We start from the raw sequence: 22,236 nt of genomic DNA on the forward strand, positions 1-22,236 counted from the left end.
TTCAGGACAAGACACTCAATTACATGTTTGAAAGAATGGAATCGCGAACTTGTTCTAAAGTTGCATCGATTGACAGCATGACCGCATCAGAACATTGCTTGATCGCAGTATCAGGGTCTTTCAGACCATTACCTGTCACCGTACAGACAATCACAGAACCTTCCGCAATTTTTCCAGCTTTGATGTCACGGATTGCACCGCCAATCGACGCTGCAGAAGCAGGTTCTACAAAGACACCTTCATACATTGAAAGCAAACGTTGTGCTTCTAAGATTTCAGCATCAGTCAGTTCATCGAACCAACCTTGAGAATCACGAACCACCGCTTTAGCATGGTTCCAGCTTTGTGGATTACCAATGCGGATAGCCGTTGCAACAGTTTCAGGGTTTTCAACGGGTGCACCACGTAAGAATGGCGCAGCACCTGCTGCTTGGTAACCAACCATGGTTGGTAAACCTTCAGGTTTAGGACCCGTAAATTGATCTGTTTCAGCGTCGTAAATCACTTGCTCAAATTGATCTGCAGGTTGGTTGGCAACTGCTTCGGTATAACCCATCCAGTGTGCAGTAATGTTTCCTGCGTTACCTACTGGTAGGCAGTGGTAATCTGGTGCACGACCTAACTCATCGACGATTTCATAAGCAATGGTTTTTTGACCTTGCAAACGGTATGGGTTGATTGAGTTTACGATGGTCACTGGGGCTTTGTCGGCAATTTCTTTAACCAGACGCATGCCGTCATCAAAGTTACCGCGGATTTGCATGGTGATGGCACCATACATCATTGCTTGCGCCATTTTACCCATGGCAATTTTGCCTTCTGGGATTAACACAAACGCTTTGATGCCTGCACGTGCTGCATAAGCCGCAGCCGCAGCTGAGGTATTACCTGTAGAGGCACAGATAATCGCTTTTGAGCCTTCTTCAACGGCTTTAGTAACCGCCATGGTCATACCACGGTCTTTAAATGAACCAGTCGGGTTTAAGCCCTCGTACTTCACATAAATTTCAACATTTTTGCCAATTAAACGTGGAATGTTCTCGAGTTTAATCAGTGGCGTATTACCTTCACCTAAAGAAATAGCGCGAGTAGTTGCAGACACTGGTAAACGGTCGCGATAACGGTCAACTAAACCAGTATAACGATTGGCATTCGACATGATGATGTTCCAATTGTGTGTAGAGCTTGGTGAGGAAGAGAAGAGCGTTCTTTTCCTCAACCCGATTAATTATCAAGCGATTCTAAACGAATTCGCACGATTTCGCCATGAATGACGGGTAAGGCTTGAATTTGAGCAAGTGCCTCATCCATTTTTGATTCAACGACTGGATCAGTCAAAATCACGATTGGAATAAGGTCTTTTAAGCGTGGTTGTTGCATGATGGCATCGATACTGATGCCTGCACGACTGAGAATCGTGGTTACATCGGCCAAGACGCCAGTTTGATCTTCTGCATTAATCCGGATGTAATAACCTGTAGTCATTTCTTCACGGCTTAAAATGGGCACATTGGTTAGTGCTTCGAAGGCCAATTGCGGAATCGTTCCAGCACCATCTTCGGTATAAGAAATATCACGCACGATATCAATGACATCTGCAACGACCGCAGAAGCAGTTGGGCCTGCGCCTGCACCTGCACCATAGTACAAGGTTGGGCCGACAGCATGTGCTTGTACCAAGACAGCATTTTTAACGCCGTTGACATTGGCAATCAGTTCTTCAGCAGGGATCAAGGTTGGGTGAACACGAAGTTCGATGCCATTCGTTGCGCGACGCGCAATCCCCAAATGTTTAATACGGAAACCCAGCTCTTCAGCATACTTCACGTCTTGCGCTGTGATTTTACTGATGCCTTCGGTATAGACTTTGTCAAACTGTAGCGGAATACCAAAAGCACACGATGCTAAAATCGTGAGTTTATGTGCAGCATCAATGCCTTCGACATCAAAAGTTGGATCAGCTTCGGCATAACCCAGTTCTTGTGCTTCTTTGAGCACATCTGCAAAAGCACGACCTTTTTCACGCATTTCAGTCAGAATAAAGTTGCCTGTACCATTGATGATACCCGCTAACCAATTAATCTTGTTTGCCGCTAGACCTTCGCGCATCACTTTAATGATGGGAATGCCCCCTGCAACCGCAGCTTCATAGGCGATTTGCACGGCATTGTCATCCGCCAGTTTGAACAGCTCATTACCATGTTCAGCAAGTAAAGCTTTGTTCGCGGTGACGACTTGTTTGCCATGCAAAATGGCTTCTTTAATCACTTCATATGCAGGGTGGATGCCACCCATTACTTCAACCACAACATCGACATCAGGCTGACGCACAATGTCGAGTAAGTCAGCACTTTGCTTGACCTCATCACCTAAATCTAAGTCTGGACGAGGGCGGCGTGTGCCGACATAGGTAATTTGAATTTCACGACCGGTGCGACGTTTAATCTCAGCAGCATTTTCATTTAGTAGTTTAAGGGCACCACCACCCACAGTACCAAGACCGAGGATTGCCAGACGAACTGGTTTCACGTCACACTCCAATTTACTTATATATTGAACCAAGCCTAGATCATAGCTAAAAAAACTGTGAGACTCTAGGAAAGAAATCATTTTATGTTCAACTATAAATATTAGTTAAATAACAAATAAAAATTAGTTATTTAAGGCGATTTAATAATTCACTTGGGGCCAAATAACCACCGAGATATTCACCATCTTCATTGTAGATGGCAGGTGTCCCATTTACGCCCATGTTGAGGCCCAACTGGTATTGATCTCGCACTGGGTTTTTACAGGTCGCTGGTGGAAGTTGAGCACCTGAAATTGCTTGATCAAAGGCAGCTTGACGGTCTGCGCTACACCACACACTTTCCATGGCTGGCATGAACTGTTCGCCACGCGGCCATGCAATGTAACGTACTTCAATGCCTTGAGCCGTGATTTCAGGGATGTGTTCGTGCAGTTTATGGCAGTAAGGGCAGCTAGCATCGGTAAAGACATAAACCACATGTTTGGTCTTGCCTTTGGCTTTATAAACCAGTAGGTCTTCAGTTTTGAGCTCTGCTAGAAGCTTTTTGTTGGCTTCAGCTTGAAGATTGTCGCTGACGTTGTGGAGGGTTTTATCGCCCAAGCGAATCACATCACCTTGGATAATATATTTACCATCTGCTGTGGTATAAACCGAGCTCATCCCTTCAAGATTGACCCAAAATAAATTTGGCACTTCAGTGGTTTTGATATCGATGATTTTGGCATTGATATTGGCTGTTTTGAAATGCTTTTGAAGGGTATCAATTAAACGTTGTTTTGCATTACGTTCCGTCAAGGTCGACGCTTCACCTGTGGCTGGTGCGCTTGCTGTTAAAGAGTCTTGTTTTTTTTCTTCAGTGTTATTTGAACATGCTGTAAATAGAACACTTGAAGCAATGGCACAGGCAATGAACAATGGTTTACGGGTAAATAACATAGATAACCCTTTTTCTTTTGACTTTATAAAAACAGAGCGCCAAGCATAGCAAAAAAAGTACAGGACTCGGTAATACTTCGTAGTCTTCGTGCTAAAAACAGCCTTAAGTTATGGATGATCAAGACCTTAAGCCCTTGGGTGATGGCTGGCATGCAGTTGTTGCATACGCACTTGCGCGACATGGGTATAAATTTGTGTCGTGGACAGATCACTATGTCCCAATAGCATTTGTACCACACGCAAGTCGGCGCCGTGATTGAGTAAATGCGTTGCAAAAGCATGTCGTAAGGTGTGTGGAGACAGTTCTGCCTGTATCCCTGCTTGTAAGGCATAGCGTTTAATGGCATACCAAAAGTTTTGTCGACTCATAATGCCGCCATGTTGAGTTAAAAACAGATAGTCGGTTGCAGATTTATATAATTGCGGACGGGATTCAATTAAGTATTTTTCGACCCATTCCACTGCGATTTGCCCCAAAGGTACCAAGCGTTCTTTATTGCCCTTACCCGTAATCCTTAAATAGCCTTGTTTCAAATTGATTAAGTCTAGGCGTAGGTTCAGTAGCTCAGATACACGCAATCCACAGGCATACAACACTTCAAACATGGCACGATCACGGAGCCCGAGAGCGGTTTCAATATCTGGAGCTTGAATTAAGGCATCCACGTCTTGCTCAGACAAATCCTTAGGCAGTGCGCGGCCAATTTTGGGTGTTTTATGCAGCGCGACAGGATTGTCTGCACGTAATTTTTGCTCGCGTAAAAATTTGAAAAATGAACGCATGGCCGATAAGCAGCGCGCAATGGAGCGCGGGCTTTTGCCTTGCTTGGTGAGGGTCAGCAGAACATCGGCGACATCGTCACTGCTCCATTCAGGCATGCTCACCCGACTACACTCGCTGCACTGCAATAAGTCAGAGAGATAAGCATTTCGGGTGTGTGGGCTGACGGTTTGTGCAATGAGATAATCTTTAAAGCCGTGTAAAAAACTGAGCTGAGTTGGAATTTGAACAGGCGCAGGCACACGCGGTTTTTTATTTAACATAAAGCTCTCAAGCACATCATCACGGAAAGACAAAAACAAGGAATAGGGGTTTTATTCAATGTAGTGTAATCATTCTCGCTTGTCGATGTGTTATAACAGATGCGAATCATTATCGAATCTGATTTGGTAATTATTCTCATTTGTTTGTATACTGTTCAAAATATTAAAGGGTTGGATGCGGTGCGTTTATCTGATTTAAAAGTCAAACAAACTGCCATCATTAACAAAGTGAATCATACTTTGGATGGCGAAGCTCAGACTGATTTGGTGGCTAGTCGTCTTGAAACATTAGGCTTTGTCGCAGGTACAAAAGTACAGGTGATTACCAAAGGTGTTTTTGGTGGCGATCCAATTTTAATCCAAGTGGGTTTTACACGTTTCGCCTTAAGAAAAGTTGAAGCTGAAAAAATTGAAATTCAAGTCGAAGGAGCACCTAGATGAGTGATGCCTTGCGTGTTGCCCTTGTAGGTAATCCAAACTGCGGTAAAACTTCGTTATTTAACCATCTCACTGGAACCCGCCAAAAAGTAGGTAACTATGCGGGTGTTACGGTTGAGCGTAAAGTTGGTCAATTTACTCTTCCTTCAGGTCAAGCAGTTCGCGTTCTGGATTTGCCAGGGACGTATAGCTTAGATGCGACTAGCCCTGATGAAATGATTACCCGTGACGTGGTGATGGGGAAAATTGCAGAAGAAGGTCAGCAAGATGCTTTCTTATGTATCGTTGATGCAACTAACCTCAAACTTCACCTCGGTTTAGTGATTGAACTGATTGCATTGGACCGTCCAATGTTAATCGTTTTAAACATGATGGATGAAGCACGTCGCCGTGGCATGCAAATCAATACCCAAAAGCTTTCTGAGCGCTTGGGTGTACCGATCGTTGAAACCGTTGCGGTGCGTAATTCGGGTATTGAAAGCTTGCTCAGTGCTTTAGCGCAGGGCAAATATGCCGTGCCTTATACTGAGTTGACGGGCTTAAAAGGCGACACTGCACATGAGAAAGTAGAAAATTTATTACACGATGCCGTGCAGTACGTCGATGAAGAAGACAAGCGAACTGATTTTCTGGATAAGATTTTTCTACATCCAGTTTTGGGGCTAGTTAGCCTTGCAGTAATGATGTTTATTGTCTTCCAAGCCGTTTTTTCTTGGGCAGCGCCGTTTATGGATGGGATTGAAACCTTCTTTGGCTGGCTGGGTGAAACCATCGGTGGGTCTATTAGCCATCCTTTACTTAACAGTTTGGTGGTAGACGGGATTATTGCGGGTGCGGGCGGTGTCGTGGTGTTCTTGCCGCAGATTTTAATTTTGTTCTTTTTTATCTTGGTATTGGAAGAGTCGGGTTATTTACCGCGTGCCGCATTTTTGCTGGATAAGCTGATGTTTAAAGCAGGTCTTTCTGGGCGTGCCTTTATTCCATTGTTGTCTAGCTTTGCCTGTGCAATTCCGGGCATCATGGCATCGCGTACCATTAGTGATCCGCGTGACCGTTTGACTACGATTTTTGTGGCACCGTTAATGACGTGTTCTGCACGTTTACCTGTATATGCCTTGTTAATTGCTGCTTTTATTCCTGAACAAACTGTTTGGGGGATTTTTAATCTGCAAGGTTTAGTGTTGTTTGCTTTATATATGGCCGGGATTGTCAGTGCACTGTGTGTATCTTTCGTTCTGAAATTCTTCCATAAAGACAAGTCACAACATATGTTGATGATGGAGTTGCCAAGCTATCGTTTCCCTGACTTAAAGAATATTTGGATTGGTTTACTTGACCGTGCCAAGATCTTCTTGCGTCGCGTGGGTGGCATCATTTTCGCGTTGTCTATTTTGCTGTGGTTCTTATGTACCTTCCCGCAAGCTCCTGAAGGCGCGACTTTACCTGAAATTGATTATTCATTTGCCGGTATGCTCGGTCATTTACTGCAACCAATTTTTGCACCGCTGGGCTTCAACTGGCAGATTTGTATTGCCTTGATTCCAGCCATGGCTGCTCGTGAAGTCGTGGTGGCAGCTTTAGGTACAGTGTATGCCTTATCCGCTGTTGATGAAGATGCCATGTCACAAGGTTTGGCTTCGCTCATCAGTAGTGGCGGTGAGCTCGGCTGGTCGGTAGCGACTGGTCTGTCTTTATTGGTGTGGTTTATTTATGCACCGCACTGTTTGGCGACTTTAGCGACGGTCAAACGTGAAACAGGTTCATGGAAAACCGTGAGTTTTATGACCATTTACTTGTTTGGTTTGGCTTATTTCATGTCATTCCTGACCTATCAAATTGCAACGCACTATTTGGGCTAATCGGCGTAAATAGGCGAGGAGATTGAGATGATTGAAATTCTAATTGTTGCTGCTCTAGTGATCTGGAGTGCAGTGGTGGTATTTAAGAAAGTATTTCCTAAGACATCGGGTTCAGTTTTCATGTCCTTGTCCGCACTGTGTGAGGCTCGTGGTTGGACACGTTTGGCGACGTGGTTAAGGCCGTCAATGGCTGGCGGTTGTGGCGGAAACTGTGCTTGTCCGGCAACAGAAGACAGCAATGCGAAAAAGCCTGAAGTTCAAGCGGTGAAGTGGAAATAAAACGATTTTTGTTCACAAATTAAAAAGCCGTCCAAGAGGGACGGCTTTTTTACGCACTGACACAAAAAAAGTGCAGGAAAGTCAAAACAGAAAAAGCATTCAAAACAGCAAAGTGCTAACATTTCCGCAGATAAATCTCAGACCAAGCATGGGGCGAAAATGTTAATACAACGTGGTGGACTTAAGGTCGTTGCAGGGCTCGGCATTTCTGGTGTTGCAGCGGTCAATTTTTTACATAACCAAGGCTACCGCGTTGCAGTAACGGACTCTCGATCGACCCCGCCCGGTCATGACCAAATTCCTGCAGAGGTACAAACCAGTTTTGGTCAGTTTGACGCAGAGCTGTTGTTGTCTGCTGAAGAAATCGTTATTAGCCCTGGGCTTGATCCTAAACTACCTGAAATTCAAGCTGCGATTGCCAAAGGCATCCCCGTGGTGAGTGAAATTCAAATCCTACGCCGTGCAACCGACAAGCCGATCATGGCCATTACTGGGTCGAATGCAAAAAGTACCGTGACGACCTTGATTGGTCTGATGGCTGAACATGCAGGCGTGAAAGTTGCGGTAGGCGGTAACCTTGGTCGCCCAGCGTTGGATTTGACCAAAGATGAGCCAGATTTATACATTTTAGAACTATCCAGCTTTCAGTTAGAAACCACTTCAAATTTACAAGCTGAAGTTGCGGTGGTACTGAATATGAGTGAAGACCATCTTGACCGTCATGGCGATATGATGGGCTATCACACCGCGAAGCATCGCATTTTCCAAGGCGTGAAAAAAGTCGTTCATAACCGTGATGACTCACTTACGCGTCCTTTGGTACCTGATGCTACGCCAATGCAAAGCTTTGGTTTAAATGCACCTGATATGAATCAGTACGGTGTATTAAGAGATGACGACGGTACGATCTGGTTGGCCCGTGGCCGCACACGTTTATTGAACAGTGCAGAGATGTATATTCAAGGTACACACAATGTTGCCAATGCTTTAGCCTGTTTGGCTTTGGGTGAGGCAATCAATCTTCCGCTGGAGTCGATGTTGGAAACACTGAAAAGCTTTAAAGGCTTAGAGCATCGCTGTGAGTTTGTGAAAGACGTTGAGGGTGTTCGTTACTATAATGACTCTAAGGGCACCAATGTAGGCGCAACACTGGCTGCAATTGATGGTCTAGGTGCTGCGATTGAAACCAAAGGCGGCAAAGTCGCGATCATTTTAGGTGGTCAAGGCAAAGGGCAAGACTTTAGCGCTTTACGTGAGGCTTTGAGCAAATACGTGAAAGTGGTGGTATTGATTGGTGAAGATGCGGCGTTGATTGAACAAGCTGTGGCAGGAACAACGACCTTGCTGCATGCTGAGACTTTAGAGCAGGCGGTTGCACTTTGCCAAGCCCATACCCAAGCCCATGATGTCGTGTTATTGTCACCCGCATGTGCAAGTTTTGATATGTTCAGTGGTTACCCACAGCGCGGACATCAGTTTGTCGCTTGTGTGCAAGAACTCCACTAAAAATAATAAGGAAATTGAGATGGCTGAGTTTGCTCAGACAACGATCAATAAAATTAACCAGTTTTATAGCCGTTGGGCGCCGCGTGTACCCAGCGAAGTGACACCACGTAATGTGTTGATCTTCTGCGTCGTTGCGTTGTTGTGTTTAGGTTCGATCATGGTCGCATCTGCGTCGATGCCTTATGCTGAACGCCTTCATGAGAATTCATTTCACTATGTCCTTCGTCACGGGATTTCAATCGCAGTGGCTGGCGTTTTGGCCTATGCGGTATACCGAGTTCCACTCAATGTTTGGTTCAACAACACCTTTCCGCTGTGGATTTTGACTATCTTACTGCTGGCCGCCGTATTGGTTGTCGGTACGGAGGTCAATGGTTCGACCCGCTGGATTCGTGTTGCGGGCTTCACGTTACAGGCTTCTGAGGTGGCCAAAGTGATGATGGCGATTTTCACGGCCGACTATGTGGTACGCCGTGCCGAAGAAGTAAGAAATAACATCAAAGGCTTGATTCGTCTCGGTATTATTATGCTGTTGACGGTGGGTTTGATTATTGCGGAGCCCGACTTGGGTGCAACCGTGGTGATTAGTTTGATGATGCTCGGGATTTTCTTCCTTGCTGGCGCGCCGTTGATTCAGTTTGGTATGGCTTTTGGTGCAATTTTTGCGGCCTTTGTCTTTCTGATTGTATTTGAGCCTTACCGTTTTGAACGTCTAATGTCTTTCTCAAACCCTTGGGAAGATCCGCTAGGTACTGGTTACCAGCTTTCCAATGCCTTAATGGCTTTTGGGCGTGGTGAATGGTTTGGTGTAGGACTTGGCCACAGTGTACAAAAAATGGCCTACTTGCCTGAAGCGCATACCGACTTCATGTTGGCCATTTTAGGCGAAGAGTTTGGCTTTTTCGGCATCACTACGGTCTTAATTCTGTCTTTTACCATGTTGCTGTGCTGTATCAAAGTGGGTCATCGTGCGCTGAAAAATCAGTACCTGCGTGCGGGTTATTTGGCTTATGGGGTATCGATTATTTTCTTACTGCAAATTTTGGTAAACGCAGGTATGAATATGGGGATGCTGCCAACCAAAGGTTTGACGCTACCTTTCATTAGTTATGGAGGATCATCACTGATTATGTGTGCAGTGATGATCAGTTTGATTTTGAAAATTGATGCAACAACACAAAGTGCTAATCCAACCAAAGAAGAATCCAGCTTCTAAGCGGGTTGTTCTTTCATCACGCTATCCGCAGACTAAACGTACTTTTCGTTTTATGCGGATAGCGTTTGAGCCCTTCTAAATTTTTTGAATTTCTTTCAATTACAAACGTTGCGCACTAGACCTCGCGTTGAGTTTCTGCCGCAATCGTTTTGCTATAAATAGATACCACGCAGGGTAGTACGGTGCGGAATTAGTGAAACATCCCATTGTGCAATGGCTTGTTGCAACATTCGTTCAGGGTGGTCTAACGTGACAGATGGCTGATTTAGAGCATGTATCGCTTGAGCGAGTAGTGCTGATGCTTGGTTAAGATCCAGTGCCTGTGCCATGTTTTGTTTAGACAACTTTTGCCCTTGATCATTCATGGCTAAAGGCAGATGCATATAGCTAAGACGCGGATAATCTAGCAGCTGACCTAAATAAATTTGACGCTCGGTATTATCTAAGAGATCTGCACCACGAACCACATGGGTGATGCCTTGTAGGTAGTCATCCACCACGACCGCTAATTGATAGTTGATAATGCCATCGCGGCGTTTCAGTACAAAGTCACCGAGCTCATGTGCCAGTTGTGAGCAGTGTCTGCCTTGCAGCGCATCATCAAAACAAATCTCGACATCTTCTACTTTGACGCGAATGGCTTGTTGCTCAAAAGGCAGAGCAAGGTCACGGCAGGTGCCTGCATAAATGTGGTTAGAACCAAGCATTTTTCGGGTGCACTGACAGGCATAGACCAGTTTGAGTTGATGCAGTTGTTGAATCACGTCTTCATATAGGTCGAGACGATCTTTTTGGAAAATAATCTCCGCATCGGGCTGAAAGCCGAAAGCCTCGATACAACGCAAGATATGGCTTTCACTGCCGGGGTAAATACGCGGGATATCGGTATCTTCGATACGAACCAACCATGTGCCTTGATGTGCTTTTGCTTCGCAATAACTGGCAACGGCTGTGATGAGTGACCCAAAATGCAAAGGGCCGGTTGGCGATGGCGCAAACCGACCTGAGTAGCGAGTTAGCGAAACATCGTTTCGCCGCTGCGCAAGAGCCAAGCGATGCTTGGCTGGAGAGTTATCAACAGTCACAGTTAACCGTTATTTTGCTTCTCTTTGATTTCTGCCAGTGTTTTGCAGTCAATACATAAAGTCGCAGTTGGACGGGCCTCTAAACGGCGCAGACCAATTTCGATGCCACAGGTTTCACAGAAACCATAGTCATCGTTTTTAATCGCTTCAATTGATTGTTCGATTTTGCGGATGAGTTTACGTTCACGGTCACGTGTACGTAGTTCAATTGCAAACTCTTCTTCTTGTGTCGCGCGGTCATTCACATCAGGCAAAGCGGTGTTTTCGTCTTGCATGGTGTTGAGTGTGCGGTCAACTTCTGACATCAACTCTGCTTTCCATGCCAACAAAATTTGGCGGAAGTGCTCAAGCTGACCTTCAGACATGTATTCTTCATTTTTTTTCGGCTGATAAGGTTCAATACCAAATAAGCTTGCAGTAGAACCACCGTCAGTCGCTTTAGGCTTAGTTTTGCGCACACGTTTTGTAGATTTTTCATCTACAACATCAGTTTGTTCGTCTAAGACAGTATTTTGGTTGTCATTCGCCATTTAGGGCAATCCTCATCATATACGTATCTTTAATACGCAAAAAATATGGTGATATGCAAGTGTTTTTATCCACCCTCGAGGAGATTCACCCTCGGGGGTCGTCATCATATAGACTTTTTAAGTATTTTGATAGTCTTTGATGTTTGGATTAAATTGATCACTTTTTCGTAAGAGCAACTAAGGTAATTGAAAACGATAAAAATGAAAAGTTAATAACCTGAAATTTCAACATTTATTTTTTGCTGTGCGTGTAAGACACGTTCTACGTGGGTTTCATGGCTGCCATCTGCGTTTAATTGTAAAATACGATAACCTGGTGCTTGCTCATCTAAGGCGAAATGATCACTTAAAGGCTTAAATTGGACACTGGTAGACGGCGTCGAGTAAAACTGAATACTATGCCATTCACGCCATGATTCTTGATGGACATGTCCCGACAGCACAATTTTGACATTGTGGTATTTCGCAAGAACCGCAGTGAGGTCTTGGGTGTTCTTGAGTTTATGTTGATCAATCCATTTTGACTGCATTTCAAAAGGATGATGATGACAGGCAATCACAATGTGTTGCTGGGCAAATTCTTGTAGGATTTGTTCCAGTTGGTTCAATTGTGCTTCATCGACCCAGCCATCGATTTTACCTTTGACGGCACTATTGAGTAAAACCACGCTCCAAGGACCAAAGTGAATCACATGAACTTTGTTTTGCTGCTGATGAAAAGGGAAGTGCTCGGCATTGTCATGATTGCCCGGAACCTGATAAAACGGCGTCTTTAAACTCTGCATAAAGTCTAAATAGCGTTGATAGGTTCGAGGCACAGGTACTTGTGCCAAGTCGCCCGTATGGACGAAGGCATCAATTTGTGGATGACGTTCCACAATGTGTTGTATTACATGATGAAAGCTTTGCTCTGGATTCATACGTACAAACTCCAGATGATCTTGATCCATCAAGTGCGTATCTGAAATTTGGATAATGGTCCAATTTTTCTCATTATTTAAAGTCATGCCTGACCCCTTAGACATTCCTTGTCGTTTTAATCTGTTGTTGTAGCCATTGCAAGGCCATTATGACAGGCGCATTTCTGAGCCGACCATTGGAAAGTAATGTATCGATCTGCGCATAATCAATCAGGTGTAATAAAATATTTTCACCTTCATCGGGCATACCAAATACACCACCTTGTTTGGGTAAATCGGCCGCAGCACTATACAGATGAAACAGTTCCGCACAGGCACCTGCAGAAGGATAAAAGCTAAACAGATGTTGTAAGTGTTCAATCTGACAGCCTGATTCTTCTAATGCTTCACGGCGAATACAGCTTTCTGGTGATTCATCACCATCGAGTACTCCCGCAATAATCTCCAGCTGCCAAGCTGAATCTTGATCATCCATAGCACCAATACGAAATTGTTCAATCAAGGCAAATTTTTGTTGTGCATCATCATAAATTAAGACACCCGCAGCTTCAGGACGCTGAATGAGCTCACGTGAAATCACAGCGGTGTACTCAGTTTGATTAAACAGGCGATGACGTAAATTTACTTTTTCTACTTGAACAAAACCCTGAAAAACAAAGGCCCTGTCTACAATTTGGACATCTTCACTGTGATATGTAGCTTGCTTAATTATGTTCATAAAGCGCAATCAGGATGAAATTTATCATTTCATCCTAACTGAGAATCACATGATTACAAAAGGTTTTTTATCAACTTACACTTTTTGGTACAAGTTTTGTCCGGTTGCATGGAATTGTTTTTTCATGCTATCGAGACCGTTTTCAACCTCTTCTTGCTGAATTTTATTCAGTGTAGCGTTTTGCTGATTTTGTGCATAATCACGCACGTTTTGGGTGATTTTCATCGAGCAAAACTTGGGACCACACATTGAACAGAAGTGCGCAGATTTGTGCGCTTCCTTCGGCATGGTTTCATCATGCATGCTACGCGCCGTGTCTGGATCAAGGCTGAGATTAAACTGATCTTCCCAGCGGAATTCAAAACGTGCTTTAGATAGGGCATTATCACGGACTTGCGCACCCGGATGACCTTTGGCCAAATCTGCTGCATGCGCTGCAATTTTATAGGTGATGATGCCATCTTTGACGTCTTTTTTGTTCGGCAGGCCCAAGTGTTCTTTTGGAGTGACATAACAGAGCATGGCAGTCCCATACCAACCAATCATCGCTGCACCAATCGCAGACGTAATATGGTCATAACCTGGGGCAATATCGGTGGTCAATGGCCCTAAAGTGTAGAAGGGCGCTTCTTGACAGACTTCAAGTTGTAGATCCATATTTTCTTTGATCATATGCATAGGCACATGCCCCGGACCTTCAATCATCACTTGCACATCATGTTTCCATGCGCGATGGGTGAGTTCGCCTAAAGTGCGTAATTCAGAGAACTGTGCTTCGTCATTGGCATCTTGAATACACCCCGGACGCAGGCCATCACCTAAGCTGAATGACACATCATAAGCCTTCATAATTTCGCAGATTTCATCGAAATGTGTATAGAGGAAGTTTTCTTGATGATGGGCCAAACACCACTGCGCCATGATCGAACCACCACGAGACACGATACCGGTGAGGCGATTCGCCGTCATTGGAACATAACGTAATAAGACACCCGCATGAATGGTGAAATAGTCTACGCCTTGCTCAGCTTGTTCGATCAGCGTGTCTTTGAAGATTTCCCATGTCAAGTCTTCCGCCACCCCATCGACTTTTTCTAAAGCTTGATAGATCGGTACAGTACCAATCGGAACAGGTGAGTTACGGATAATCCACTCACGGGTTTCATGGATGTTCTTCCCTGTGGAGAGGTCCATGATGGTGTCTGCACCCCAACGGGTTGCCCATGTCATTTTTGCGACTTCTTCATCGATTGAAGAGCCGAGAGCCGAGTTACCAATATTGGCATTGATTTTTACCAAGAAGTTTCGGCCAATGATCATGGGTTCGATTTCAGGGTGGTTAATATTGGCAGGGATAATCGCCCGCCCTTCAGCCACTTCTTTGCGCACAAATTCAGGCGTGATTTCCATCAGGTTATGCGCACCAAAGTTTTGCCCCGCGTGTTGACGTGCATCGACCCCTTCACGTTGACGCTGATTTTCACGAATAGCGATGTATTCCATCTCAGGGGTAATAATGCCTTGTTTGGCATAATGCATCTGCGTGACATTGAGGCCTGCTTTGGCACGACGTGGTTTTTGAATATGGGCAAAACGAATATCAGCGGTACGAATATCCCGTAAACGCTCTTGACCAAAGCTTGAACTGAGGCTGTCTAACATTTCGGTATCGTTGCGCTCTTCAATCCAATTTTCGCGGACATTCGGTAGACCTTTGTTTAGATCAATACTGACATTGGTGTCGGTATACACACCAGAGGTGTCATACACCATCACTGGTGGATTGTATTCACCGCCTAAGCCTGTTGGGGTTTCGGTCAGTTCAATCTCACGCATGGGGACTTGAATGTCTGGGCGTGAACCTTGGATATAAACTTTTTTAGAGGCAGGCAAGATACGGGTCAGATCTTTGGCATCTTGTTCATGTTGTGCTGAAATTTCAGCGGAAAGATTCGTTAACTGGTTCATTGCAATGATCCTTATGAATGACATCAACGAATCAAGCACGACCAAAAACGATGGCAATTGAAGCTATTTCTGTGTGTTGTTGATTTGCGGGTGCAAATGCAACGGATGTATTTCTACTGGAAATAGTTCAATGAAAGGCGTTCAGTTTTTAGATGGCTTGATTCCTACGCAGGTCTTAACCTGATCAGGTTCAACGGTACTCAGCTTCAAAACTTTATTGAAAAGTCTTAGCTGATCTCAGCGAGCAATTACTCGCGCTCCGTCAAGCGATGCATCATCTTAACATGCACTGTTGTTAAAAACAGCGACCTTTTTATTCCAAGTGTGAAAGGGAAATGTGTTCAACGTTCTAAGCAAATGGCATCGCTTAAGCAGTCTTTGCCTTGATCGGGTTGGACCATACGCAGTTGAATAAAGTGCGCCAATTGTCTTTGTAATAGTTGATCTGCACCGAGGCGCTGCGCGTGAGCGGATGCAGGCAAGATGATTTGAGCCGCTCGTTGTTCTGGGCTGAGCGCCACAAACTTTAAAAATAAGCGCGCTTGATCCGTCACACTTGAATTTTTTAATTCGGCTAGGCGCTCAATTTCTTCCAAATAATTGCTATGCACGGTATAGCCGTCGTAAACGCGTTGAGCATCCAGTCCGATAAACAAGAGGGTGCTATATAGGTTCAATAGATGACGTGCATCTTGGTGGTAGCTACTTTTTGGATATTGCTGTAAATAGCTTTCCCAATACAACGCACGATCCGCAATTTCTTTGGCGTCAATTTTCACCTGACCTCCAATCACGGCAGGGTATTGATTCTGTATTGCCAGATGTTCAATAAACTCTTGCTCAGCGACAGGGAGATAAGGCGCAAAAATTTTGGCTAAATACTCAGGGCTACGGCGGTAATGCACTTGTCCTTCGCCTGCATCAAACAACTCGACATAAGACTGCCCTTGGTGTTTGATGAGGTATTGGTCACGAATGGTCAGTTGCTCAAAAAGACTTTGTTGAATGGTCGGATGTTGCGCCATTTCTAGAGCATAACTTTCAAAAGCGCGCTGCTGTTGCGGCGTACGTTCGACCGATAAAAAGTCATGGTACATTTTATTGGATAAACCCAATAAATGCTTTTGTTGTTGAAAGCCGAGTAAAGGTAAACACAGCTTAAGATCTTGATTGATTTGCTCTAGAGCAAAAGTCGTACGTTGTGCATCTATTTCCGACATGTTTTTATCAATTTTTTGGCACAAGTCGGTTAAGTCCAAGGTTTGAGTCGAAGATGCTTCTATTTGTGCGGGCTCTTGAAAGCTGACAGGTTCAGGTTTTTGACAGGCAGCCAACAGCGCACACATAAAAATCAGTGCGTAAGGTTTAAGCGAAAATAAAGAAGAATGATTCACAGCGACTCGATCAAAAACTCAGTTCAGCGACTACACAGTAGAGAAACTCCTTTTCTCCGTACCTCATTTTATAGGGGGGATGGAATTTTTAATGTGTAGTATTGTGAATGATTTTGTTGAACCGGCTGTGACACTGTTCAATATTTACTTCATAATGAACAAATTATTGGGTGCTATTGTAACCAGTGCAATAAAAAATATACGAAAATAATGACAACTCGTTTTAGTATGGCGTTGCTCAGAACGAGGCCAGTGAGGCGGAAAGGTTGACTGAAAACAATGAAGATTAAATGTGTCCTAGCCAGCTGTGTGTTGTTTTTCGCGCCGTGGAGTCATGCCTTGGATTTGGTCGACGCGTTACAACGCGCCAAAGTCAATGATCCTAACTGGCAAGCCAATTTACTCCAATATGAAGCAGATCAACTCAATTTAGGCATTGCTCAAGGTAACTTACTACCTACCATTAGTCTGTCTGGTAATGTGACTCGAAAAAATCAACCCATTGGACAGGTGAGTTCGGTTCTTTCCATGCCCGATACGACCACCACCAAACAAGTGGCGATTACGGCGCGCCAACCCCTTTTTCGTTGGGATGCGTGGGAAGGATTGAAACAAGTCAAGACCTCCCTCAGTTTAAGTGAAGTCAATTTACAGCTACAGCGGCAGCAACACATTTTAGACGTGACGGAAGCCTATTTTAATGTACTGCGCCAACAAAGTTTAACCGCAGCCAATTTACAAGAAGAACAGGCTCTACTTGAGCAACTGAATATGATGAATGCCAAACTCAGAGAGGGTTTGGTGGCAAAAAGTGATGTGAGTGAGGCCAATGCACAATACCAAAGCGCACAGGCTAACCGCATTGCGACGCATGTACAACTGGTCTTGGCGCAGGAACAACTGGCGCAAATTATCGGGCCTTATCAAGAAAACTTGGCAGTGCTGCGTGAAGACTTTCAGTTTCAAAAGCCTTATCCTGCAGAACTTTCAGCATGGACTAATTTAGCTCTCGCACAGAACCTAGGCATTCAGCAGGCACGTTTACAGCAGCGCTATGCTGAAGATCAAAAACGGGTTGAACAAGCTGCGTTGTATCCGCAAATTGAAGCTGTGGGAAGCTATGGTTATAGTGAGCAGACGCCTGAGAATATTATGTCGGCCAAAGGCAACTTTGATCAGATTGGTATTGAGATGAATTGGAATGTCTATACGGGGGGGCGAACCAAGAAGTCGATTCAAAAAGCCGCCGTCAACGTCAAAAAATCTGAAGCTGAACTGGATGCCGCCATCCGTAAAGCCAATACCGAGGTGAAAAAGTCTTATTTACAAGTGGAAACAGACCAAGCCAAGTTGCAAGCACGTAAAGCTGCCATGGAATCATCCAGCCTCGTCTCTCGTGCCTCACAAGCGCAGTATCAAGAAGGCTTAAAAACCATGGTCGATGTTTTACTGGCACAGCGCAATGCCTTTTCGACCAAGCAAGACTATGTCAATGCCAAGTATGACTACCTGATCAATGTCTTGCATTTAAAGGCATCTGTGGGTAAGTTGACTGAACAAGATATTCAAGAAATGAATGCATGGTTGGTGGACAAAGCACGCTTATAAAAGGGTCTTGTCATCAAATCTTCACAATTGCTATGCTTTAATATCGCTCAATCTTTAGTCCCTCATGATGTTGCTGTGGAGTACGTCCTTTGCCAAATAGTCCTGTTTTAAACCATCACATTTCTTCACAGTTCAATGAAGATTTGCAGGATGTGAACACCAAATTTATGACCATGGGTGGTTTGGTAGAGCAACAAGTGGCAAATGCAATTCATGCGCTACTCGACACCGATGCCAACTTAGCAGTTGATGTTCAGTTTAAAGACAATGCGGTGAATCAGCTCGAACGTGAAATTGATGAAGCCTTGACCTTGATTTTGGCGCGTCGTCATCCTGCTGCGATTGATTTGCGTATGGTGATTGCGATGTCGAAAGCCAATACCGACCTAGAGCGTATTGGTGATGAAGCTGCGAAAATTGCTCGTATTGCGCAAAGCTTATGTGAAGACGGTGAATCCCCTCGCGGTTATATGGAAACGCGTCATATTGGTAACCAAGTCCGTGTCATGATTCATGATGCCCTAGACGCTTTTGCACGCTTAGATGCAGAACAAGCGCTACGTGTGATGATGGCCGATGCTGATATTGACCGTGAATATCAATCTGCAACGCGTACTTTGATGACTTATATGATTGAAGACCCGCGTCATATTGCGCGTGTGATTAATGTGATGTGGGTATTACGTTCATTGGAGCGTATTGGCGATCATGCGCGTAACATTTCTGAGCAAGTGATTTACATGGTGAAAGGTTTGGATGTGCGTCATACCAGTTTTGAAGAAGTTGAAAAACATATCCAAAAATAAAAAGCATATCTTATTTTTCAAGCACAACTTCGGTTGTGCTTTTTAATGGTTGCTTCATTTTTGAATAAAAAAAATCTCAGACTTTGGGGGAAATCTGAGACTAAAATCGGGGATATTTATCGTTATCGATAAGAGGTTTCCCTCTATCCTTGAATGCCATTATAGGAAAGATGTTTTTCTGCGTCATGTAGGTTCTTGTAGTGTAATGTTGAGTTTTGCAATGGTTGTGTAGCGCTATGTTTACACTTAATTATTTAGATACAAATAGCTGTTCTATAGTCTGATTGAGTCATCAATATGTCATCTATTTGGGGGTTGGTCATCCCTGTGCTTAGATAGAACACTCTATGAATAAAAAGAAAAGCCCCGATGTCGGGGCTTTTCAAATGTGAAACTACGTACTGCGCTTACTTTAGATAATTTTCAGAGCAATACTCTATGGGTCACGCCAAGCATAGCTTTTCATCTTGCAGCGTGGCGGAGCAGTGCTCCGCTTTATCATGCCTCAGGCTTTAAGCCTTCTGCTTTTTCTAAGCTTTCATCATTGTTAAAGAACTTCTCACGTTGTTCTTCAAGAAACTTTTTCGCATCAGGTTCAAACACATTTAGGCGTTTTTCATTGATTAAAGTGGTTTGGTGCTTTAACCATTCTCCCCAAGCTTGCTTGGAGATGCTTTCAAAAAGTTCTTGGCCTTTTGCACCAGGAAACGGTGCAAAGTCTAAACCTTCCATTTCTGTTTGATATTTACGGCAAAAAACTTGTCGAGTCATATCTAGACGTCCTTATTGAGCATAAAGTTTTTCTAAACGCGCATGGGCACGTTCAATGGCAGCTTCTACTTGCGCAGGTGCAGTTCCACCAATGTGGTTACGTGCATTGACTGACGCTTCAAGGGTTAGTGCTTTTTCAAATACATCCGCTTGAATTAAGTCAGAGAACTGTTGAAGTTGTTCTAAAGTTAATTCAGAAAGATCTTTTGATTCTTGTACACCTAAAGCAACGGCTTTACCCACAATTTCATGTGCATCACGGAAAGCTACGCCATTTTTTACAAGATAATCAGCCAAGTCCGTTGCGGTTGAGAAACCACGCAGCGCTGCTTCACGCATGATTTCAATGTTTGGAACCAAAGCAGGAATCATGTCTGCAAAAGCCATGAGCGAGCCACGCACGGTATCAATCGCATCAAACAACGGTTCTTTGTCTTCTTGGTTGTCTTTGTTATACGCCAACGGTTGACCTTTCATCAGTGTTAGCAAACTCATCAAGTCGCCATAGACACGGCCTGTTTTACCGCGCACTAACTCTGGAACATCTGGATTTTTCTTTTGTGGCATGATGGATGAGCCCGTACAGAAACGGTCTGGAATGTTTACAAACTTAAACTGTGCAGACGTCCACAGAATCAGTTCTTCTGACATGCGTGATAAGTGCATCATGATCAAAGAAGCCGCAGCATTGAATTCAATACCGAAGTCACGGTCAGATACTGCATCGAGTGAGTTTTCAGAAACTGCTTCAAAACCCAGTAACTCTGCTGTAAATGCGCGGTCGATTGGGTAAGTAGTACCCGCAAGTGCTGCTGAACCTAAAGGCATACGGTTAGTACGTTTACGACAGTCAATGAGGCGCTCAGAGTCACGCACTAACATTTCAAACCATGCCAACAGATGGTGACCAAAAGTCACAGGCTGTGCTGTTTGTAAGTGGGTAAAGCCCGGCATAATGGTATGCGTGTTTTGAGCAGCGATACTCAAAATACCTTTTTGTAATTTTTTTAGTAATTCTAAAATGGCATCGATCTCATCGCGGACATAGAGGCGAATATCGGTTGCCACTTGGTCATTACGGCTACGACCGGTGTGGAGCTTCTTACCTGTGATGCCAATCCGTTGAGTCAAACGCGACTCAATGTTCATGTGCACATCTTCTAGGTCGATACGCCATTCGAATTGACCCGCTTCAATTTCAGCTTGAATGGTGTTTAAGCCATTGATGATGTCATCGCGTTCTTGTTCAGTCAGAACGCCAACTTTTGCAAGCATGGTCGCATGAGCAATAGAACCTGCAATATCTTGTTTATAAAAGCGTTGGTCAAATTGTACAGATGCTGTAAATTCAGCAACAAAGGCATCAGTAGCTTCAGAGAAACGACCGCCCCACATACCCGAAGTTTGGGCTTGTGACGGATTTGAGGAATTAGAAGATGTGGTCATGTCGGCTCAATAAGATAAAAAGCGGTAGAACTCGCATGAGTATAACAAATTCAAGACAACTTGCCGAAGTTCAAGATGCGCAAAGTTTAACTTCCAGCATGGCTAAGCCAAATATCTCTTATTTATTTAGTAAAATCGTGCAATGGCCGCATTTGTTGGAATTATTTGTTGGTGGAAATTTGTTGGCCATGCTGTTGGCTTTGGCCGAGGCGCAGTCTTGGTCAAACTTGGTGTTTGAGCATGTACTCGGTTATATGCTTTACATCAATTGGGTTTTACTGTCTTTTGCTGCGCTAATGCAATATGGGCAAAAAAAGTTGCAGAATTTGGGTCTGGGTATGACTTTATTGTCAGGCTTTTTTCTATTACAGATCATTGTTTTGGTGACCACGCTCAGCCTTAATATACTGATCTTCTTTGGAGCTAATTTTAGTTTCAATGGTTTGACTTCAGCCATCTTATGGAATGATGTTGCTTTGCATTTGGGCTATGGCTTGCTGTTAGGCAGCTTTTGTTTTCGTTATTTGTACCTAAGAGAACAGTGGTTTAGGCAGCAAAATAGTGAGCTGAATGCACGGGTGCAGGCCATGCAAGCCCGTATCCACCCGCATTTTTTGTTTAATAGTTTAAACAATGTGATTAGCCTAATCGCGATTGATCCAGATAAAGCCGAACAGATGTTGCTCAATCTATCGCGTCTGTTTAGAGCCAGTTTCCAAGAGTTAAAACTGGTCAAGCTCAGTGATGAAATTGAGTTGTGTCAGCGTTATTTGGCGATTGAGCAAATTCGTTTGGGGGATCGTTTACAGGTTGAATGGAAAATCGAGCATGCCGAATTGTGTCAGCAGGTACAAATTCCACTCTTAACTTTACAACCTTTACTTGAAAATAGTATTTTTCATGGTGTTGAAAAATTTTTAACTAAGAGTACGATAAGTGTACTGATTGAAATATTGCAAAATCAAGTTAATATCGTCATAACTAACCCATTTACAAAGGAAACAATTCATAAAAGACAAGGACATGGTATTGCCATAGAAAATGTGAAGCAGCGTCTAGAAGCATATTTTGGGCGAACTGTGAGTTTTCAAACCTATGCAGGGGAGGGAATGTATACCACTGTTGTGCAGTATCAATATAAATAAGCCGCAGTGAACCTATAAAAATAAACAAGGTGACTGT

The 22,236-nt window shown here is 44.0% G+C and carries 20 protein-coding genes and 1 riboswitch; of the genes, 8 read left to right on the plus strand and 12 right to left on the minus strand.

Features of this window, described 5'->3' with window-relative positions:
- Positions 1-19: 19 nt before the first annotated feature.
- The 4 genes from thrC to xerD all read right to left on the minus strand — a co-directional run bounded on the left by thrC (position 20) and on the right by xerD (position 4,510).
- Entirely contained in the window at positions 20-1,159 is a 1,140-nt protein-coding gene (gene thrC / locus HUK62_RS02500) for a threonine synthase (RefSeq protein WP_004692833.1), read from the minus strand.
- A 65-nt stretch (positions 1,160-1,224) separates the two neighbouring features.
- Positions 1,225-2,529 carry a homoserine dehydrogenase gene (locus HUK62_RS02505; RefSeq protein ID WP_176537006.1) on the minus strand — a complete coding sequence of 435 codons (1,305 nt, stop codon included), beginning with the start codon at positions 2,527-2,529 and terminating at the stop codon, positions 1,225-1,227.
- A 127-nt stretch (positions 2,530-2,656) separates the two neighbouring features.
- Positions 2,657-3,466: a DsbC family protein gene (locus HUK62_RS02510; protein WP_078390102.1), complete on the minus strand. Its 810-nt coding sequence runs from the start codon at positions 3,464-3,466 to the stop codon at positions 2,657-2,659.
- Between the two features lie 126 nt (positions 3,467-3,592).
- The gene (gene xerD, locus HUK62_RS02515; protein WP_176537007.1) at positions 3,593-4,510 is read right to left on the minus strand and encodes a site-specific tyrosine recombinase XerD; all 918 of its coding nucleotides are present in this window, start codon (positions 4,508-4,510) and stop codon (positions 3,593-3,595) included.
- 180 nt (positions 4,511-4,690) lie between these two features.
- On the opposite strand from xerD, the gene HUK62_RS02520 reads away from it, so the two are divergent.
- The 5 genes from HUK62_RS02520 to ftsW all read left to right on the plus strand — a co-directional run bounded on the left by HUK62_RS02520 (position 4,691) and on the right by ftsW (position 9,808).
- The gene (locus tag HUK62_RS02520) at positions 4,691-4,951 is read left to right on the plus strand and encodes a FeoA family protein (protein WP_010325703.1); all 261 of its coding nucleotides are present in this window, start codon (positions 4,691-4,693) and stop codon (positions 4,949-4,951) included.
- Positions 4,948-6,807 carry a ferrous iron transporter B gene (locus HUK62_RS02525; RefSeq protein WP_176537008.1) on the plus strand — a complete coding sequence of 620 codons (1,860 nt, stop codon included), beginning with the start codon at positions 4,948-4,950 and terminating at the stop codon, positions 6,805-6,807. Before HUK62_RS02520 ends, HUK62_RS02525 begins: the two co-directional genes overlap by 4 nt.
- A gap of 27 nt (positions 6,808-6,834) precedes the next feature.
- Positions 6,835-7,086 (plus strand): DUF6587 family protein, encoded by a 252-nt coding sequence (locus HUK62_RS02530; protein ID WP_004978599.1) that lies wholly within the window; start codon positions 6,835-6,837, stop codon positions 7,084-7,086.
- A gap of 159 nt (positions 7,087-7,245) precedes the next feature.
- Positions 7,246-8,592 carry a UDP-N-acetylmuramoyl-L-alanine--D-glutamate ligase gene (murD, locus tag HUK62_RS02535; RefSeq protein ID WP_176537009.1) on the plus strand — a complete coding sequence of 449 codons (1,347 nt, stop codon included), beginning with the start codon at positions 7,246-7,248 and terminating at the stop codon, positions 8,590-8,592.
- 19 nt (positions 8,593-8,611) lie between these two features.
- Complete coding sequence (ftsW, locus tag HUK62_RS02540) at positions 8,612-9,808, plus strand: putative lipid II flippase FtsW (RefSeq protein WP_125280616.1); 1,197 nt, start codon at positions 8,612-8,614, stop codon at positions 9,806-9,808.
- 152 nt (positions 9,809-9,960) lie between these two features.
- Here the strand turns inward: ftsW and gluQRS are convergent, their stop codons facing one another.
- From gluQRS to HUK62_RS02570, 6 genes are all read right to left on the minus strand, one after another.
- Positions 9,961-10,893, minus strand: a complete 933-nt coding sequence (gluQRS, locus tag HUK62_RS02545; protein ID WP_176537010.1) for a tRNA glutamyl-Q(34) synthetase GluQRS — start codon at positions 10,891-10,893, stop codon at positions 9,961-9,963.
- 2 nt (positions 10,894-10,895) lie between these two features.
- Positions 10,896-11,423 (minus strand): RNA polymerase-binding protein DksA, encoded by a 528-nt coding sequence (gene dksA / locus HUK62_RS02550; RefSeq protein ID WP_004692816.1) that lies wholly within the window; start codon positions 11,421-11,423, stop codon positions 10,896-10,898.
- A gap of 209 nt (positions 11,424-11,632) precedes the next feature.
- Entirely contained in the window at positions 11,633-12,430 is a 798-nt protein-coding gene (gene cpdA, locus HUK62_RS02555; RefSeq protein ID WP_176537011.1) for a 3',5'-cyclic-AMP phosphodiesterase, read from the minus strand.
- Positions 12,431-12,440: 10 nt separating this feature from the next.
- Positions 12,441-13,061, minus strand: a complete 621-nt coding sequence (locus tag HUK62_RS02560; RefSeq protein ID WP_004692807.1) for an NUDIX domain-containing protein — start codon at positions 13,059-13,061, stop codon at positions 12,441-12,443.
- 75 nt (positions 13,062-13,136) lie between these two features.
- On the minus strand, positions 13,137-15,029 hold the full coding sequence (gene thiC / locus HUK62_RS02565; RefSeq protein WP_004692806.1) for a phosphomethylpyrimidine synthase ThiC: 1,893 nt from the start codon (positions 15,027-15,029) through the stop codon (positions 13,137-13,139).
- 144 nt (positions 15,030-15,173) lie between these two features.
- Positions 15,174-15,301: riboswitch (TPP riboswitch) on the minus strand.
- A 69-nt stretch (positions 15,302-15,370) separates the two neighbouring features.
- Positions 15,371-16,423 (minus strand): hypothetical protein, encoded by a 1,053-nt coding sequence (locus HUK62_RS02570; protein WP_218015308.1) that lies wholly within the window; start codon positions 16,421-16,423, stop codon positions 15,371-15,373.
- 279 nt (positions 16,424-16,702) lie between these two features.
- Here HUK62_RS02570 and HUK62_RS02575 point away from each other — a divergent pair, with 279 nt between their 5' ends.
- A complete protein-coding gene (locus tag HUK62_RS02575) occupies positions 16,703-18,031 on the plus strand; it encodes a TolC family outer membrane protein (RefSeq protein ID WP_176537012.1) in 1,329 nt (442 codons plus the stop codon).
- Positions 18,032-18,120: 89 nt separating this feature from the next.
- Positions 18,121-18,837, plus strand: coding sequence for a phosphate signaling complex protein PhoU (gene phoU, locus HUK62_RS02580; RefSeq protein ID WP_004692799.1), 717 nt, complete (start codon positions 18,121-18,123; stop codon positions 18,835-18,837).
- Positions 18,838-19,335: 498 nt separating this feature from the next.
- Here the strand turns inward: phoU and HUK62_RS02585 are convergent, their stop codons facing one another.
- Both HUK62_RS02585 and argH read right to left on the minus strand, forming a co-directional pair.
- Positions 19,336-19,608 (minus strand): oxidative damage protection protein, encoded by a 273-nt coding sequence (locus HUK62_RS02585; protein ID WP_004978611.1) that lies wholly within the window; start codon positions 19,606-19,608, stop codon positions 19,336-19,338.
- A 12-nt stretch (positions 19,609-19,620) separates the two neighbouring features.
- On the minus strand, positions 19,621-21,054 hold the full coding sequence (gene argH / locus HUK62_RS02590) for an argininosuccinate lyase (protein ID WP_058868743.1): 1,434 nt from the start codon (positions 21,052-21,054) through the stop codon (positions 19,621-19,623).
- On the opposite strand from argH, the gene HUK62_RS02595 reads away from it, so the two are divergent.
- Positions 21,045-22,199: a histidine kinase gene (locus HUK62_RS02595; protein ID WP_176537013.1), complete on the plus strand. Its 1,155-nt coding sequence runs from the start codon at positions 21,045-21,047 to the stop codon at positions 22,197-22,199. The two genes, argH and HUK62_RS02595, sit on opposite strands and share 10 nt — an antisense overlap.
- The last annotated feature ends 37 nt before the right edge of the window (positions 22,200-22,236 follow it).

The organism is Acinetobacter sp. NEB 394 (genome assembly GCF_013374795.1).
In the GTDB taxonomy this organism is placed as follows: Bacteria; Pseudomonadota; Gammaproteobacteria; order Pseudomonadales; family Moraxellaceae; genus Acinetobacter; species Acinetobacter johnsonii.